The organism is Streptosporangium minutum (genome assembly GCF_002149035.1).
Taxonomy (GTDB): domain Bacteria; phylum Actinomycetota; class Actinomycetes; order Streptosporangiales; family Streptosporangiaceae; genus Streptosporangium; species Streptosporangium minutum.
The window spans coordinates 1-17,156 of record NZ_NGFP01000199.1 but is presented as its reverse complement, the minus strand read 5'-3'; the positions used below and the strand labels follow the sequence as shown (position 1 = coordinate 17,156).

The 17,156-nt window shown below is 70.6% G+C and carries 15 protein-coding genes; 4 read left to right on the top strand and 11 right to left on the bottom strand.

Annotated features, from left to right (window positions below):
- Positions 1 to 27: 27 nt before the first annotated feature.
- Together CA984_RS32385 and aroF are read right to left on the bottom strand one after the other, a co-directional pair.
- A complete protein-coding gene (locus tag CA984_RS32385) occupies positions 28 to 879 on the bottom strand; it encodes a prephenate dehydrogenase (protein WP_086577273.1) in 852 nt (283 codons plus the stop codon).
- Between the two features lie 31 nt (positions 880 to 910).
- Entirely contained in the window at positions 911 to 1,951 is a 1,041-nt protein-coding gene (gene aroF / locus CA984_RS32380; RefSeq protein ID WP_086577272.1) for a 3-deoxy-7-phosphoheptulonate synthase, read from the bottom strand.
- A 407-nt stretch (positions 1,952 to 2,358) separates the two neighbouring features.
- On the opposite strand from aroF, the gene CA984_RS32375 reads away from it, so the two are divergent.
- From CA984_RS32375 to CA984_RS32365, 3 genes are all read left to right on the top strand, one after another.
- Positions 2,359 to 3,363 carry a methyltransferase gene (locus CA984_RS32375; RefSeq protein ID WP_086577271.1) on the top strand — a complete coding sequence of 335 codons (1,005 nt, stop codon included), beginning with the start codon at positions 2,359 to 2,361 and terminating at the stop codon, positions 3,361 to 3,363.
- 130 nt (positions 3,364 to 3,493) lie between these two features.
- Entirely contained in the window at positions 3,494 to 4,723 is a 1,230-nt protein-coding gene (locus CA984_RS32370) for a cytochrome P450 (protein WP_086577270.1), read from the top strand.
- Positions 4,724 to 4,885: 162 nt separating this feature from the next.
- Positions 4,886 to 5,824, top strand: coding sequence for an arylamine N-acetyltransferase family protein (locus tag CA984_RS32365; protein ID WP_086577269.1), 939 nt, complete (start codon positions 4,886 to 4,888; stop codon positions 5,822 to 5,824).
- A 151-nt stretch (positions 5,825 to 5,975) separates the two neighbouring features.
- On the opposite strand, the gene CA984_RS32360 is transcribed toward CA984_RS32365, so the two are convergent.
- The 6 genes from CA984_RS32360 to CA984_RS32335 form a co-directional block, all read right to left on the bottom strand.
- Positions 5,976 to 7,079: an acyltransferase family protein gene (locus CA984_RS32360; RefSeq protein ID WP_165781491.1), complete on the bottom strand. Its 1,104-nt coding sequence runs from the start codon at positions 7,077 to 7,079 to the stop codon at positions 5,976 to 5,978.
- Between the two features lie 501 nt (positions 7,080 to 7,580).
- Entirely contained in the window at positions 7,581 to 8,384 is an 804-nt protein-coding gene (locus CA984_RS32355; protein WP_086577267.1) for a TIGR03084 family metal-binding protein, read from the bottom strand.
- A gap of 293 nt (positions 8,385 to 8,677) precedes the next feature.
- Entirely contained in the window at positions 8,678 to 9,802 is a 1,125-nt protein-coding gene (locus tag CA984_RS32350) for a carboxymuconolactone decarboxylase family protein (RefSeq protein ID WP_086577266.1), read from the bottom strand.
- A gap of 14 nt (positions 9,803 to 9,816) precedes the next feature.
- Complete coding sequence (locus CA984_RS32345; protein WP_086577265.1) at positions 9,817 to 11,472, bottom strand: FAD-dependent oxidoreductase; 1,656 nt, start codon at positions 11,470 to 11,472, stop codon at positions 9,817 to 9,819.
- The gene (locus CA984_RS32340) at positions 11,469 to 11,999 is read right to left on the bottom strand and encodes a DUF5987 family protein (RefSeq protein ID WP_242676295.1); all 531 of its coding nucleotides are present in this window, start codon (positions 11,997 to 11,999) and stop codon (positions 11,469 to 11,471) included. Before CA984_RS32340 ends, CA984_RS32345 begins: the two co-directional genes overlap by 4 nt.
- Positions 12,000 to 12,150: 151 nt before the next feature.
- A complete protein-coding gene (locus tag CA984_RS32335; RefSeq protein WP_086577263.1) occupies positions 12,151 to 12,645 on the bottom strand; it encodes a SigE family RNA polymerase sigma factor in 495 nt (164 codons plus the stop codon).
- An 894-nt stretch (positions 12,646 to 13,539) separates the two neighbouring features.
- Here CA984_RS32335 and CA984_RS32330 point away from each other — a divergent pair.
- Positions 13,540 to 14,307, top strand: coding sequence for a helix-turn-helix domain-containing protein (locus CA984_RS32330; RefSeq protein WP_086577262.1), 768 nt, complete (start codon positions 13,540 to 13,542; stop codon positions 14,305 to 14,307).
- Positions 14,308 to 14,566: 259 nt separating this feature from the next.
- Here the strand turns inward: CA984_RS32330 and CA984_RS32325 are convergent, their stop codons facing one another.
- Genes CA984_RS32325 through CA984_RS32315 form a run of 3 tightly spaced genes read right to left on the bottom strand, consistent with a single transcriptional unit; the run spans position 14,567 to position 17,013 of the window.
- Positions 14,567 to 16,015: a cytochrome P450 gene (locus tag CA984_RS32325; protein ID WP_086577261.1), complete on the bottom strand. Its 1,449-nt coding sequence runs from the start codon at positions 16,013 to 16,015 to the stop codon at positions 14,567 to 14,569.
- Positions 16,012 to 16,551 (bottom strand): flavin reductase family protein, encoded by a 540-nt coding sequence (locus CA984_RS32320; RefSeq protein WP_207621125.1) that lies wholly within the window; start codon positions 16,549 to 16,551, stop codon positions 16,012 to 16,014. The genes CA984_RS32325 and CA984_RS32320 overlap by 4 nt, the downstream gene beginning before the upstream one ends.
- A 33-nt stretch (positions 16,552 to 16,584) precedes the next feature.
- Positions 16,585 to 17,013, bottom strand: a complete 429-nt coding sequence (locus CA984_RS32315; RefSeq protein ID WP_086577259.1) for an acyl-CoA thioesterase — start codon at positions 17,011 to 17,013, stop codon at positions 16,585 to 16,587.
- Positions 17,014 to 17,156 lie beyond the last annotated feature (143 nt).

Here is a 17,156-nt window from a genome sequence, read left to right as displayed (position 1 = left end):
CGCCCGCTCCGCGCCCCTGCCCGGCGGTCACGCGGCGACTATGTGCTCACGGCCGCGGTTACCCCGGGTGAGCAGGTCGGCCAGCGCGCCGGACCGGGCACGGTCGGATCTCCGCAGCGCGGACGCGGCCTCGGTCAGATCCCGCACCACCGCCTCCAGCACCGTGGCGACCGACTCGGCGTTCTGTTCCAGGATGTCGCACCAGAGACCGGGCGCACCCGTCGCGATCCGGGTCGTGTCCTGCAGCCCCCTGCCCACCAGCGAAAGGGTGGTCGCGTCGGCGCCGGCGAACCGGGCCGCGAGCGCCGCGGACACCAGGTGCGGCGCGTGTGAGACCGCCGCGACGACCCGGTCGTGCGCGTCGGGCGCGAGGATCCTGGCCGCTCCCCCGCACACCGCGACCATCTCGGCAACCACCCGCACGGCCTCGGGCGACGTCGCCGGGTGCGGGCACAGCGCCCACGGCCGTCCGGCGAACAGGTCCGCGTGCGCCGCGTGGGGCCCCGACAGCTCGCGGCCGGCCATCGGGTGCCCGGGGACGTAGGAGGTGAGGTCGCATCCGGCGAGCTCGGCCTCGGCCGAGATGCGGGCCTTGGTGCTGGCGACGTCGGTGTACACGGCGCCCAGCCCGCGGGCCTGGGCGTCACGCAGCACGCTGACGACCGTGGACGGCGGGGTGGCGATGACCACCAGGTCGGCGGGAGGGTCGCCGGGCATCAGGGCGATACCGGCCCCCATGCATTCCGCTGTCGCCAGCGAGCCGACGTCCTGGTCGGACAGCGCGACGTGGATGCCGGCCCGTCGCAGGGCGAGCGCTATCGAGGTCCCGATCACACCGGTGCCGAGGACCGTGACGCGGCGGACTGTGGTGGAATTCATCAGCTCTCCCGAAATGCCCTGGCCGCGCGGATCAGGCGGCTACGAGGTCCTGTTGCGTGGCCAGGTGACGGCCCATGAAGCCGGCCAGGTCCTCCATCGTGCGGGCGAGCTCGCGCAGGTCGTCGTCGACCAGCGCCTGCGGGCCGTCGCACAGTGCGATGTCGGGCTGCGGGTGCACGTCGACGATGATGCCGTCGGCGCCCGCCACGACGGCCGCCCGGCTGAGCGGCAGGACCAGGTCGCGGCGGCCCCCGGAGTGCGAGGGGTCGACGATGACCGGCAGGTGCGACAGCCGCTGGGCCACCGGGACCGCGGAGATGTCCAGAGTGTTGCGCGTCGCGGGCTCGAAGGTGCGGATGCCGCGTTCACACAGGACGATGTCGAGGTTGCCGCGCTGGGCGATGTACTCCGCCGCCATCAGCCACTCCTCGATCGTGGCGTTCATCCCCCGCTTGAGCAGCACCGGCTTCCCGGCCTCTCCGACGGCCTGCAGGAGGGTGAAGTTCTGCATGTTGCGGGTGCCGACCTGCAGCATGTCGGCGTAGTCGGCGACCATGGCGACATCGTGCGCTCCCACGACCTCGGTGACGATCGGCAGCCCGGTCTCCTGCCGGACCTCGGCGAGGATCTGCAGGCCCCGCTCCCCCAGCCCCTGGAAGGCGTAGGGAGAGGTGCGGGGCTTGAACGCGCCGCCGCGCAGGAGCGTCGCGCCGGCCGCCTGGGCCATCCGGGCGGCGGCGAGCGTCTGGTCCGGTGTCTCGACCGCACAGGGGCCCGCGATCAACGTGACGGTCTGCGGGCCGATCGACACTCCCCCGACCCGCACCACCGACCGGTCGGGGTGGTGTTCACGGCTGACCAGCTTGTACTTCGCCGAGATCCGCACGACGTCGCGGACCCCCGGCATGCCCCGCAGGTTCATCATGGCGAAGTGGTCGATGTCACCGACCAGGCCGATGACGATGCGGCTGACACCGCGGCTGACGAACGCCTCACCGCCCGCCGCCTCCACCAGCTCGACAATCGCCTGGATTTCCGTGGAAGTGGCGTCCGTGTCCATTACGATTACCATATTACTGCCGACCTTTCTCTGTCTCATCGGTCTCTGTATTTGTTCTCGCAAAACAAATCCTGCGCGTTTCGCGGTCCACGGACCAGACAGACGGAAGTCAGCAAGCTGATCGCGGGTAACCACTTCCTGCCAATAGGCGCCGAATGGCTCCGCGCGGGCGTCGAGCGGGCTCGCCGGACGGCGCACGCCGTACGGTATGCGCTTTTCTGAACGGCCCGTGCCCCGCCGCGGGCGGCGCCGGCCTGCGCGCCATAAGACGGCTGTGCGGCACTCCGGAATATGCCGCACTCAGAAAGATGCGCCGCGGCGCGCTCCGGCGTGACGATGAAGCGCGCATCCCGCGCCGCGGGGTGACTTGCCGGCGCTGCGGGTCCTGCCGGTCCGCGGTCGTTACGAAGGAGGAACGCGTGTTGTCCGATGAGGACGGAGCGGGCGCCGGATTGTGGGCGATGGCGCACCTTGGGACGCCGATGGCGTTGCGCACGGCGGCGACGCTGCGGATCGCCGACCACATCGTGGCCGGGCGGCGCACCGCGCCCGAGCTGGCCGAGGCGGTGAAGGCCGACGCCGACGCGCTGGAGCGGCTGATGCGCTACCTCGCCGCCCGGGGGATCCTGAGCCGCGATGATTCGGGGCGTTACGACCTGACCGCCCAGGGGGCGGCGCTGCGTGATGATCATCCTTCCGGTATGCGCGCCCTGCTCGACATCGATGGCGCCGGCCGCGCCGAGCTGGCCTTCGCTCACCTCCTGCACAGCGTCCGCACCGGTGAGGCCTCCTATTCGCTGCAGTTCGGCCGCTCGTTCTGGGAGGACCTGGCGGCGAATCCGGCGCAGGGCGCCTCCTTCGACGCGTGGATGAGCGCCAACGTCCCGACCCGGGTGCCCGAGCTCCTGTCGTGTTACGACTGGGGGTCGCTGGGACACGTGGTCGACGTCGGCGGCGGCGACGGTTCGCTGCTGACCGCATTGCTGACCGGCCATCCGGGCCTGCGGGGCACGGTCGTGGATCTGCCGGGCACCGCCGAGGCCGCGCGCAAGGCGCTGGCGGCGGCCGGCCTGGTCGACCGCGCCGACGTGGTCAGCGGGAGCTTCTTCGACCCGTTGCCGCCGGGCGCCGGGGGGTACCTGCTGTCGTGGATCCTCCATGACTGGAACGACACCGCCTCCCGGGCGATCCTGCGGCGTTGCGCGGAGGCGGCGGGCAGCGGCGGCAGGGTGTTCGTCGTGGAGAGCATCGACGCGGGCGGCGGCGCTCCGCACACCGGAATGGACCTGCGGATGCTCGTCTACTGCGGCGGCAAGGAGCGCGGAGTGGACGAGCTGACCGCGCTGGCGGCCGGCTGTGGGCTCCGGCCGGTGGCGGTGCACGCGGCCGGCACGTTGTCGGTCCTGGAACTGACCGTTGGGTGACCGTGAGAGCGCGTCCGTGCGCGCGGCACGCGCCGAGGCGTGATCCGGCCCGCACGAGGCGGTTGCCGCACTGGTCCGAGCCGAGCGTCGAAGGCGGGCCCGGGTGGGCCCGCGGAAGAAGGAGATCCCGATGACTGTGTACGTGATGCAGCCGGATGAGGCTATCGCAGCCATGGTGGCCCCGGAGGGGCGCCTGAATCCCTATCCCCTCTACGAGGCGATACGGGCGCACGGAGATCTGGTGCAGGTCAGGGAGGGCCTGATAGCCGCCGTCGGCTACGCCGAATGCTCCCGCGCGCTCCGGGAGCCTCAGTTCAGAGTCCAGGACGCCAGCAGCTACGACATCGTCTACCCGGAATGGCGTTCGCACTCCTCGCTGCGCGGGTTCACCAACTCCATGCTGTTCACCAACCCGCCGGACCACGCGCGGATGCGGCGCCTGGTGACCGGGGCGTTCACCGCCCGCCGGGTGGCGGAGCTCCGGCCCGCGGTGGAGCGGATGACCGACCAGCTGCTCGACCGCCTGGCGGAGATCGGCGCGGACGGGTCGCCGATGGATCTGATGAACGAGTTCGCCTTCCGGCTCCCCGTCGCGGTGATCAGCGAGATGCTTGGTGTCCCCGAGGGGGACCAGGTCTGGTTCCGCGCTGTGGCGGCGGACGTGATGATCGCCCTGGAGGGGCTCACCACGCTGTCCGAGCTCGCCCGGGCGGACGCCGCGGTGGACGAGCTGTCGGCGTACCTGGGTGAGCTGATCGACCGCCGGCGCCGTACCCCGTCGGACGACCTGGTGAGCGCGCTGGTCCAGGTGCGCGACAGCGACGGTGACCGGCTCAGCCAGGACGAGTTGATGGGCAACCTGACGTTGCTGCTGAACGCCGGGTTCGACACGACGACCCACCTGCTCGGCCACGGGGTGCTGCAGGCTCTCGAACGCCCCGACTTCCGTGCCCGCCTGTGTGTGGATCCGGACTTCACGGTCAACTACGTGGAGGAGACCCTGCGGTTCGAACCGCCGGTGCAGGCCACCAGCCGCTGGGCCGGGGCCGATGTGAACCTGATGGGGACGGAGGTGCCCGCCGGCACCAAGGTGCTGGTCCTCATGGCCGCCGGCAACCGGGACCCCCGCCGCTTCCCCCAGCCCGACCGCTTCGACCCGGACCGCCCGGACATCCAGCCGTTGAGTTTCGCCGGCGGCATCCACTACTGCGTAGGAGCGCCTCTCGCCCGGATGGAGGCGCAGGTGGCCCTGCCCATGCTGCTCCGCCGCTTCCCGAAACTCGCCGTCGCCGGAACCCCCACCTTCCGCGCCCGGTGGCTCGCGCGCGGCCACAACTGGCTCCCGGTCTCGATCGGGTAGCGTCGCCGGCGCCGCGTGCCCCGGTGGCCCGCGCCCCCGCCTGTCGGGGACGCGGGCCATCGGGATGTCCGCTTGAGGTCCCTGGTCAGCATGGCCGGCGGGACGTGGAGCGCCGATCTTCGTCTGTGCGGGGACAATCCGCCGCCCTAAAAAGGGGGAGAAATGTTGGACGCGATCAGTACGCCGGTTGATCTCGCCATTGACGACCGTTTTCCCGGTCACGACGTCGTCGATGTCCCCGGTTACCTCGCGCGACTGGGCGTGCCCCATCCGGGTCCGCCCTCCGTCGGCGCGCTGAGGTCGCTGCACCGGGCGCACGTCGAGCGGGTCGCCTACCAGACGGCCGACATCCACCTCGGCCGGCCGACGACGATCGACCCGTCCGCCACCGCCGACCGGATCGTGCGCCATGGCTGGGGCGGCTACTGCATGCACCTCAACGGCGCCTTCTCGGCCCTGCTGGCGGCACTCGGCTACCAGGTGCGCCGGCACCGGGGCGGCGTCCAGGTCGCCTACGACCAGCCCGCGCCCGGCGCCGACGCCAACCACCTGGCGGTGACCGTTCACGGGCTGCCCGGCCCGGAGAACCCCGGCGGCTCCTGGCTCGTCGACGTCGGCCTCGGAGACGGGCTCCACGAGCCGCTGCCGCTGGTGACCGGCACCTACCGGCAGGGCCCGTTCACCTACGGGCTGCGCCCGTCACCGGTCGAGCCGCGGGGATGGCGCCTCGACCATGACCCGGGCGGCAGCTTCGTCGCGATGGACTTCGTCGTCGAGCAGGCCACCATGGCTGACTTCACCGCCCGGCACGTCGAGCTGACGACCTCGCCCGCCTCCCGTTTCACCCGCGTCCTGACGGCCTACCGCCGTGACGCCACCGGCAGCGACCTGATGCGCGGCTGCGTCCTGACCCGGGTCGGCGCCGACGCCGGCAGGTGGGAGCTGGGCAGCGCCGCCGAGTGGTACGCCACCCTCGCCGGACGCTTCGGGGTCACCCTCACCGATGTGCCGGACACCGAGCGCGAGGCGCTGTGGGAGCGGGTGCGCGCGGCTCATGACAGATGGCGGACGTCGCGGGCCCGGGAACGGGAACGCGTGTAAGCAGGACGACGGACGTCGCGAGCGCGGGAACGCGTACGGGCCGGAAGGCGGCGTGTGCGCCTTCCGGCCCGTTCAGGTGCTGTCCGGACGAGCCGGAACGCGGGCGTCGGGACGGTCTCGTGAGGGGGGACGGACCGTCCCGACGGAGCGGTCAGCCGCCGGTTCCTCGGCGGGCGACGCTCTGCGGTTCCCCGTCCCGGCTGCGCCGCGATGTCGCGAAGCGGCGCATGATCGGGCGTTCGACCAGGGAGAAGAGCAGCCAGGACAGCAGCAGGGTCACCCCGAAGAGCAGCACGACCATGCCGATCGCGAGCGGAGTGCTCAGGCCCTGGCTGTCGGCGAGCAGCTTGTGGCCGTAGACCAGCACCAGGGCGTTCCACAGATAGAAGGCGTAGGACACTTCGCCCAGCCAGCCCATGACGCGGCCCGACAACCACGACGGGAGCTTCTTCGCGTCGTTGACGGCGGCGGCGGCGATGACGAAGCCGAGGGGGACGACCATCGTGGGGCCGAGGGAGTAACCTCCCGGCAGCAGCGGCGTCAGGGTGTACACGATCACGGCGAGCGCCACGGAACCGCCGAGGCCGAGCGGGAGCTTCCGGCCGGTCATGACCATGCGGGCCAGCAGGATGCCGAACACGAAGTCCAGCATCCGCACCGGCGGGAACGTGTAGATGAACCAGTGCGCGGTGTCCGTCACCGCCGGGGACGGGAACCGCATCTGGTACGGCAGCAGGCCGGCCACGACCGGGACGGCGAGGATGACCACCGCGACCCCGGCCGCCCAGGCCCAGAGCCGCTCCGGCCTGATCCGGCGGATGTAGCGCATCAGGAGCGGGAACATGAGGTAGAACAGCGCCTCACAGGCCAGCGACCAGGCTATGGGGTTGACGCTGAACCTGATGTCCATCTGCGGGAACCACGCGTGCAGCAGCAGGAGGTTGAGTATCCCGGCCTCGCCGCTGATGGCCTGCTGCGCCACCAGGGTGACGAGCAGGAAGGCTGCGACGTAGGTGACCAGGTGACTCGGGTAGATCTTGAAGAACCGCCGCCGCCAGAATGCCGGCGCCCTGTCCCTGGTACGCACCGACCAGGCGAGGACGAAGCCGCTGAGCACGAAGAAGAAGCCCACCCCGACGAAGCCGAGCCGGCCGAAGAGCGTTTCCAGGACGACTTTGGCCTCCGGCGAGCCGAACATGTTCGCCAGCCACACGACGTGGAAGAAGAAGACCATCGCCGCGGCGACGAACCGCATTCCCGTCAGCGACGGCAGGCGGGGGTTCTGGGTGACGGGCGCTTTCTCGACTGGTTTCTCGATTTGTTGTGTTGACGCCACCATTGACGTACCTTCCCCATCTTGGGACCAATGAAGCGATGGGTTGACGCGGTATGTCATGGCCGACGGCCGGGCATCCATCCCATCGCCTGACTTTGGCATCCCGCCGCCTCGCCGGGCATCTCCCGGATTGCGGTGTAAAACGATATGGGGAAATCCCGGAAAGGCCGCCCGGAACGGCCTGGGCCATCGGACGAGCCCGTGTGGCGGTCTTCCGGCGCCGGCGGCCGGACCGGTCCGGGCGTGGTCGGCTCCCGGCGGGACGGCACGCGTCCGGCCACGCAACGGCCGTACCGCGCGGACCGGACACCGGTACGGGACGGCGTCGTCCCGTACCGGCGTCCTCCAGGTGGCTCGTCGTGGAGACCGCGCGGAGGCATGCCTGGCGCGTGCCGCCCGCCACGGTCCGCGGGAGGTGGCCTATCGCCGGGCGACCGCGAACTGGCCGGGGGAACGGCCCGCGCCGGCCGGCCCGCGGTAGGCCTGAGCGATGTCCAGCCACGCGTCGGCCTCGGCGCCGGAGGCGACGACCGCGAGGTCGTCGCGGTGCCGGCGCCTGGTCACGAGCAGGCAGAAGTCGGCGGCGGGCCCGGAGACCCGTTCCGGCGAGTCCTCGGGGCCGAACGCCCACACCTCCCCGGACGGGCCGGTGATCTCGAAGCGGAATTCGGTGGCCGGCGGGGTCAGGCCCCGCGACAGGTAGCCGAAGTCCCTGGTCAGCACGGCGAACACGACCAGGTGCTTGAGTCCGTCGGTCCGTTCCCGCTCCGCCCCGAGCGCGTCGGCGATGTCCTGCCCGTGGGCGAACGTCTCCATGATCCCGGCGCACGCGAGGATGATGGGCGGCAGTGGATTGACCAGCCAGGGGACCGTCTGGCCCTCCGGCACGGCGGCGAGCGCCTTGACCGTGGCCGCGCGCTCGGCACGCCAGCGGGCCAGCAGCACCTCCGGCGGGTCGTCCTTGTAGTCGGCGAGCGCGGCGTTGACCGCCCCGTCGAAATCGTGCTCGGCGCCGGCGATCATGGCCTTGAACGCGTCGGCGTCGGAGGCCGCGGTCCCGGCCAGCCGGAAGATGAAGATCAGGTGGGCGATCTGGTCGGCGATCGTCCATCCGGTTGCGGGGGTGGGCAGCGCCCACTGCTCTGGGGCGAGATCGGCCACCAGGCGGTCGACGTCGTCGCCCTCCCGGGTCAGGTCCCTGAGCACGTTGTCCAGGTCGCTCACACGCCTGTCCTCTCACTTGGAGATCGAATTGTTCGAGGCTGCAGAGCAATCCCGGCGTGCCGGTCCGGTCAGCGGCGCGCGTGGAGCAATGGACACCCCGCTCGCCGACGGCATCACTGGAATGCGTTATCTAAAGAATGCATCGGAGAAATATCACTGTCTTCTCCCTTTATGCCCTGTGGTCTCGGCGTCCCGTATTCACGCTGTGGTCGCCGGTGTATTCGACCGGCGGGCATCGCCGAAAGGCGGCGCCGGCGCCGCGGGAGAACGGGGCCGGCGCCGCCGCGAGGCGGTCAGGAGATCCGCGCGGCGACCGGGCAGCCGTCCGGAGCCGTCTGACGAGGGCCCTCGGGGCGGGCCGGCGGCGCCCAGCTTCCGATCCGGCGCGCCGCGGCCAGGCTCGCCCACGAGGCGAGCTCGATGAGCGCCCGGTCGCCGGGCTCCACCCGGCGGAACTCGTCGATGACCGACTGGTCGACCTGGTAGGAGGCCATGGCCGTCAGCAGTGCCAGACGTCCCGCCGGGCGCTGGGCGGCCGGCAGGCCGGACACCGCGTCGGTGACCCAGGCGCGGCTGAGGCCGGCCGGCGCGCCGTTCCACGCGGCCAGCTCGGCGGTGACCAGGTCGCGGACGGGTTCCGGCACCGAGCGGTGCCCGCCTCTGTCGATGGCTGCGGCAGCGCGGGCGAAGGCCTCGGCGATGTTGGCCGTACCGTCCGACCAGGACAGGTCCGCCGGCGGCGGCGCGGCCGGCAGCAGGTCGACGGAGGCGCCCGGGGTGTGAGTCCTGCGGGCCGCGGGCCTCATGAACAGCCCGAGCAGCCGCATGAGCCCGGGACGGGCCCCGGCGGGCACCTGCGGCGGCACCGGGGACTCGTCGAGGAAGACGTTGACCATGCGGTTGAAGTACTGGAAGGTGACCGCGACCCCGACCAGCTCCGCGACCTGTTCCGCCGGCAGCGGCAGGTCGTGCCGGGCCGCCGTCTCCCTCGTGCCGCTCGCCCGTGCCCACGCGGCGATCCGGCGCACGCCGGGATCGGTGATCGCCTCGATGCGGTCGCCGGCGATCTCGGCGGCGTAGCGGCCCCGCACGAGACCGCCCAACGTCGCGCTGTGCACGTCCACGCAGTACGGGCAGGTGTTGCCGACCGACACCGCGGCGGCGACCATCTCCTTGATCGCCCTGTTGACCGTCCCGTGTGCGAGGAGCGACTCCCGCAGTATCAGCCAGCAGGCCGCGAGGGACTCCGGGGCGGGTGAGTGCAGGATCACCGGCGGTGCCAGCATGCCGAAGTCCCGTTCCGCCTGCTCGTAGACTCCCGCGACGAGATCCCGTGCGGCGCCTGGTCTGACCGGGGAGACATGGCGGACCTGAGACAGCGCGCTCCGTCGTGCCACCGGGGTGAGGATCCTGCCCATCGCCTGCTCCTTCGCTATCTGTGCAGCAGGGTGGGCACCAGCCGGGCCGCTCCCTGCCGCCCGCTGGTGGCTCCGTCCGGCGACGGCGCGCCGTAGGTGACGTTCACGCCCCGCTGCTGTGCCGCATGCACGATGCCGGGGATGGCGCGCTCGGCGAGCGCGGCGATGGTCATAGCCGGGTTGACGGTGAGCGCCCCCGGTACGGCGGAGCCGTCGGTGACGAAGATGCCCGGGTGACCCCGCAGCTCGTTGCGGTCGTCGAGCGCGGAGGTGTCCGGATCGTCGCCGACACGGCAGGACGCCAGCGGGTGCACGGTGTAGGCGCCGACCACGTCGTTGGTCCACGCCGCCACCTCGGCCAGCCCGTCGCGTTCCAGGATGTCCTTCACCTCGGCGTCCGCCTCGGCCCAGCCGCGCAGCGTGTTGGCCGTCGGGTTGTACCGGAGCCTGCCGACTCCGAGCATCTGCTGCGAGATCCGGTCGGCGTTGCCGGTGGCGGGGGGCGGGCCGAACACCCCCTCGTTGTCGTCCTCGGTCATCTGGAAGATGATCAGCCAGGAGCGCCAGCGCTTGAGGAGTTCCTTCTTGTCCACGCCGAACCAGCTCGGGCCGGTCGCGCCGGGTACCTGGGCGAGGATGGTCCCCAGGCCCGGCGGGAAGTAGAGCTGCTCCAGCGAGAAGCGGGAGTACTCCGGCAGCGAGCCGTCGAGGCGGTCCCAGCTGGCCACCGTCGGCCCCTTGCCGATCTGGTTGGCCTCGTAGGCCAGACCGTCCCCCCGGCTCAGGCCGAGGACCTCACGCACCTTGTCCTCGTTGAGGACGGCGGTGTTGAGCCGTTCGCCGTTGCCCGAGAAGTATCTGCCCACGGCGTTCGGCATCGTGCCGAGCGTCGCCTCGCTGCGCTGCAGGATGACGGGGGTGGCGCCGGCCCCGGCCGCGAGAATGATGATCTTGGCGTCGATCGTGCCGCTGCCCGCCTGGATCCGGTAGTCCTCGTCGTCGACGACGTTGTAGTGCACCCGGTAGTCGCCGTCGTCGGTCCGCGAGATGTGCTGCACCTCGTGCAGCGGCCGGACCTCCGCGCCGTGCGCGAGCGCACCCGGCAGGTAGTTGAACAGCAGGGACCGCTTGGCGTCGAAGCGGCAGCCGGCCATCATCCAGTTGCAGTTGGCGCACTTGCTGTTGTCGATGGCGCTCGGGAGCGGGTTGGCCGTACGGCCCGCGTGGTCGCACGCGGCGGCCCACAGCCCTCCGGCGTAGCTGACGTCGCTCCACTCCTGCTTGGTGACCGGGATCGCCTCCTCCACCCGGTCGTACCACGGCTCAAGGGTGTCGCGGCTGACGGCCGAGGGCCACATCCGCCTGCCGATGCTGCCGTGGCGTTCGAAGACGAAGCGCGGCGCGCGGGGCATCGCGGCGAAGTAGACGACGCTGCCGCCGCCCACGCAGTTGCCGCCGAGCACGCTCATGCCATCGCCCACGGTGAAGTCGAAGGCCCGCGTGTAGGACGATCCGAGCTTGAAGTCGTGGTCGAAGTCGTTTCCCGTCAGCCACGGCCCGCGTTCGAGCACCACGACCCGCGCGCCGCCGGCGGCGAGGTGGTAGGCCGCGATCGCGCCGCCGAAGCCGCTGCCCACCACGAGGACGTCGGTGCGTTCGGTGCTGGTCATGCGGGGCTCCCTGAGGGGGTCGTGTCCGGGTGCAGCCGGGCCAGCTGCCGGCCGTAGGAGTACGCGGGGAAGCGCCACAGCCCGTCGGGGTCGGGCAGCTCGATGCCCATGGCGATCAGGCCGGGGTGCCCGGCGGCGAGCGCGTCGGCGGTGTGCAGGTGGGCCGCCGAGTCGAAGGCCATGTTGCTGAACAGCGCGAGGCTGACCCAGAACTCCTTCTCCGGATGGCCGGGGGTGGTCAGTCGTTGCACCAGGGCGGTGCGGTGCTCGAAGGGCAGCGCGACGAACGGCGGCACCGACTCGTCGGGAGCCAGCTCGTGCTCGGCCGCGTACACCTGCGCGTGGCCGTTCAGCAGGCGGGCGAACTCGCCCAGTCCGGAGCTCAGCCCGGTCGCGTCCCACTCCAGCAGTTCCAGGGCGCCGGCTGCCACCGCGCCGCCGCCGGGGGCGGCGCCCGCGACGGCCCTGTCGTCGGGCGACCGCTTCTCACCGGGGACGATGGTGTCCGCGAACGCTTCCAGTGTCATCGTCCTGACCTGGTCTTCGTCTCGGATTCGCGGCGTCATAGGCGTTTCCTCACCTCGGGTTCGGCTCAGGTCACCTCCATCGTCCGGGGACTGTCATGCCGGTGCATCTTCTGCGTTGCCTTTCCCCCGGCCGCCCGGCCCCGGACACCGATCACTCGCCCCGCAGCACCGAACGCAACGTGCTCAACGCGCGTGCCGTCTGGCTGCGCACCGTCGAGCCCCCGCTCCCCATCACCAGCGCGGTCTCCTCCACGCTGCGGTCCTCCCAGTACCGCAGGACCACCGCCGCCCGCTGCCGGGGCCCCAGCACCGTCAACGCCCTCATCAGCACCAGGCGGTCACCCAGCAGCACATACGGATCCCCAGCCGGCTCCGGCTCCGGAAGCACCCCCGCCAGCGCCTCACGCGACCACCGATGAGAACGGCGATCACTGATGATCATCCGAATCATGATCGTGCGCGCGTACCCCGTGATCCGATCACGATGCTCAAGGCTCTCCCACCGTCCATGAATCGCGATCAGCGCCCGCTGCACCAGATCGTCGGCCTCGAACCAGTCCGACGAGAGCAGAAAAGCCGTCCGCCGCAGCCCCGGCCTGGCCTCCTTGACATAACGCGAGAACTCCTCCTCGCGAACCCCGGCCATCCGTTCACACCCCATCACCATCAACCGGCCCCCGCCCCGGCGCACACCCCGGAAAACGGCACGCGAAAACGGCAGGCCGACGGCGTCCAGCCAATGGCATCAGGATCGACCGGCCCGTTTACCGGTGACAACCCCTATTCACCCCCTAACCCCCCTTACTCCGATTCGAAGGACCCCAGAAACCGCCGAGATCGATTCCCGCGACATCGGGGCGTGCATACGATCTCGGCGTGAGCAGTGCGGAGACGAACAGCGGAAGGTTGCCGGCGACAAGCAACCTCCACGTCGCCTCTGCCAAGAATCAGGCGGTCGCCGACGCACCCGCTCCCCCGCCACGGCCGCGCCACCGCGGCCCACGGGCATCCGCATCTCCCCGCAACCGGCGTGAGGTCCGGAGAGCCCCTCTCCGGCCGTCCCCGCGGGCGACGCCCCCATCACAGGGAAGGCCGCCTGCCCGCCCGCACGGCCGAACGCACGGCGGCATCTCGTCGTGCCCACCATTCCTCGCTCGTTCATATCAATTGATCGCACGTAAAGGCCGGGATGCATCCGGTCATATGCACGGCACGCCCGCGTACGTTGCGTAACCCCTCGGCTACATCGAATATTTGCAAAGAAATCTGCGCTGCCATGCAGCCTTCCGCACGCGCCGACGCGTGTAATAAACGAACAGGCCAATATCCGTCACGGGCGGCGAAGCCAGCCGGCCCGATCCTGCGGAATCAGCAGCCGGCGGCGGCCGGGGCCATTTAGACACGTTCGGGCAGACGCACGGAGATACGTACCGGCCAGGCCGTTCGTGAGACATGTGCAGGCCGTGGGCGCACGGCGGACTTTCTCGCCATGTCAATTAGACGTTAATCGAGATGACGCCTTCAATACCCGGGAGGAGTAATGAACGACGTAATCGAGCAAGCCGTCCTGCGAGTCGTCGAGAGCATGCACGACAACTTAGGTGATCAAATCACCATTGACGACATGGCTCGCACAGCGATGTTCAGCAAGTTTCATTTCTCCCGTGTCTTCCAACGGGTCACCGGGCTGTCACCCGGCCGGTTCCTGTCGGCGGTACGGCTCCGCGAGGCCAAGAGGCTTCTCACTTCGACCTCGTTGACCGTCACGGACATCAGCCATCGGGTGGGCTACTCCAGCGTGGGCACCTTCAGCTCACGTTTCACCAGCAGCGTGGGTGTCTCTCCGAGCAAATATCGCCAGCTTGAAACCGTCATGCCACAGCTCCTCACCGACGACCGCCGCGTCCTCGCGGGAACCGCGACCATGACGGTCCGCGGTGACATCTCGTCGCCGCTGAAGGACCGGCCGATCTTCGCCGGCCTGTTCCCCGACCGGATCCTCGAAGGCCGTCCCATCAGATACACGATCCTCCACCAGCCGGGACCGTACGTGCTGGAGGACGTGCCCGAAGGCCAATGGCACCTGATCGCCCAGTCCGCCGCCGCCGGCAGCGAGGACGCCATCAACCACCCGCCCGGCGGTGACGAGGCGCTGTGCGTCGGACGCCACGGGCCCATCACGATCCAGCCCGGCACGGGCACCGAGCTCGCCGACGTTCAGCTCAAGCCGATGCGCACCCTCGACCCCCCGGTGCTGCTCGCGCTACGTGACCTGCTGGCCGTGACCGTCACCCGGCGCACGGCCTGACCTCCTCGTCCCGGCACCCGGGCCTTACCGGCGCGGGTGCGACGGGACCGGGGAGCCGCCCCGCGCCCCGAAGGTGGGAGCGGGGCCGTTCCATGTGAGGAGAGCCCGGACCCGCCCAGACCATCCCACGGGACGACAGACCGGACCCGCCCAGGGCGGAGGGCGCGACGGGCCACTGGGGGGAGACCCCGGGTCCGCCCTCCTGCAGGCCGTTCCCGGGACCTCCGCCCCTCCCGCCGCGCCCATGTGATCCGAGATCTCACTCCCCGCCCTGCCGGGAACCGGCCCGGGGCCGCGCGACGCGCGTGCCGGTCGCGGAGTGGACGCTCATCGGCAGCCCGCCTCGCACCCGCAGGGACAGCATGGGCTCGGGGACCACCCGATGGCCGGGCACGCCGACCAGCCTGAGGTCACGGGCGACCATCGCGATCACGAACGTGGCCTCCATCATGCCGAGATGGTTTCCGACGCAGAACCGGGGCCCGGCGCCGAACGGGATGTAGGCGTACCGGGGCCGGCCGGTGGGACGGTCCGGATCGAAGCGGTCCGGGTCGAACCGATCCGGGGCGTCCCAGAAGGCCGGATGCCGGTGCAGCGTGTACGGGCTGATCAGGACGTCGGAACCGGCCGGCACGCGGTAGCCGCCGATCTCGTCGTCCCCCTGGGCCTCCCGCGGCAGCATCCACACCGGCGGGTAGAGGCGCATGACCTCCTCCACCACCATCGCGGTGTACTTCAGCCGGTGGAGGTCCTCGTAGGCCGGCAGCCGGTCGCCGAGCACCTCCACCGCCTCGGCGTGCAGCCGCTCGCGGACCTCCGGATGCCGGTCGATGAGGTAGAAGGTCCACGACAGCGTGCTGGCCGTCGTCTCGTGCCCGGCGAGCAGCAGGGTGACCAGCTCGTCGCGCATCCGCTGCCGGCCGACCCGGGGGTCGGCCTCCTGCCTGGTCGAGGCGATCAGGCGGGACACGACGTCGTCACCGCCGTCGCCGGACCGCGCGAGGCGGTCGGCGACGAGGTGGTCGACGATCCGCTGCAGTTCCCCGCGGGCACGGCGGAAGCGCAGCTGCTTGGGCAGGGGGACCCACATCGGCACCTTGCTCAGCGTCACCAGCTCGAACATCGCCTGGTCCTGGACGGCCTCGAAGGAGTGCCCGATCGAGCTGAACGCGCCGAGGTCGGCATCGAGCAGGGTGCGCCCGAGCACGCCGAGGCTGAGCGAGGTCATCTCCTGGACCACGTCGACCGGCTGCCCGCCGGCGTGGGCCCGGAGCCGGTCCACCAGGTTGGCCGCCTCCTTGGCGATGACCCCGGCCTGCTGGGAGATCCGCTTGTTCTGGAACACCGGCTGGATCATCCTGCGCTGCTTGCGCCACAGGTCGCCCTCGCTCGTCAGCAGCCCGTCGCCGATGGCCCGGCGCGCCTGGACCAGACCGACGCCCTTGTGGTAGTTGCCGCTGTTGTCGGCCAGCACGTGCTTGGCGTGGTCGGGGTGGTTGAAGAAGTAGAGGGTCTTGGGGCCGATGGACAGCTTGGCCGCGTCGCCGTACGTCGCGGCGAGGGTCATCATGCCGAGCCGGTCCGTCGCCAGTTTCTTGAACAGGCTCGGCCCGGCCCAGAAAGGCGGCCCGGGCGGCACCCGGCGGGTGCCGGATGCCGGAGAGGATCTCTTGGGTACGGCATCCGCACCCCGCCCGGTGACGGTCATGCAGTCACCTCACTCCAATCAGGGGTGATCTGCCGGAACTTGCCGTTGAAGACCAGTAGGGCCTCCCGGTCGGTCTGCTGCTCCATGGACAGCACCTTTCCGATGAAGATCGTGTGGTCGCCGCCGTCGTAGGTGCGCCACAGCTCGCACTCGAAACGGGCGAGGGTGCCCTCCAGCAGCGGCACGCCGGTGATCTCGCCAGGCAGCCAGTCGACGTCGTCGAACTGGGCCGCGCCCAGGGTCCGCCAGCGGTCGGCGAAGTGCCGGGCCGCGGCCTCCTGGTGGGCGGCCAGCACGCAGACCCCGAAGAGGCCCGTGGTGGTGAGGCACCGGTGCATGACCGCGCTGCGGTCGACGCAGACCAGTACAAGTGGCGGGTCGAGGGAGACCGAGGTGAAGGAGTTCGCGGTCATGGCGTGCGGGATGGTGCCGCCCGTCGTCACCACGGTGACACCGGTGGCGAACGTCCCGAACGCCCGCCGCAGCGCCTTGGCTTCTGCCATCTCGCGAGATGACGTGGAGTTGTCGACTGTCACGCTGACCTCCTGGCTGACTGTCTGGATCCGCGCCTACGGCGCGTACGGTTCGAGCGCCCGGGCCAGCGGCTCAGGGACCCTGGCGGGGACCGTCCGGGTGTTCGGTCCGCGCATGCACGCGATGCGTTGCCGGCCGCGGGCGATGAGCGTCTCGCCGCCGCCCGGGTGGAGCCGGACGTAGTCGAAGTTGAACTCGATCTGGGTCTGCGTGAGATCGACCAGGCGCATCCTGATGGAGAGCTCGTCGAAGGCCGTGATCTCGGCGAAGAACTCGCAGTCGACCTTCAGCGTGAAGAGCTTCAGGTCGTCCTGGAGGTCCACGAGCACCTCCGGTGCCTGCAGCTTCAGGAACATCTCCCGGCAACGTCCCTGCCAGCGCAGGTAGTTGACGTAGTAGACGTTGCCGACGAGGTTGGTCTCCTCGAAGCCGACCGTGTGCAGGTATTCGAAGTACTTGCCCATGGTCTACGACCGCCCTTCTGTAAGGACTGCGAACACGACTGGATCCGGGGTGTCCCGCAGGCTCGTGACGAGCGTCGCGATCCGCAGGTCGCCGGAGGCGAGGACCACCCACGCGTCCCGTTGGGCCGGGGCCGGGGTGAGGG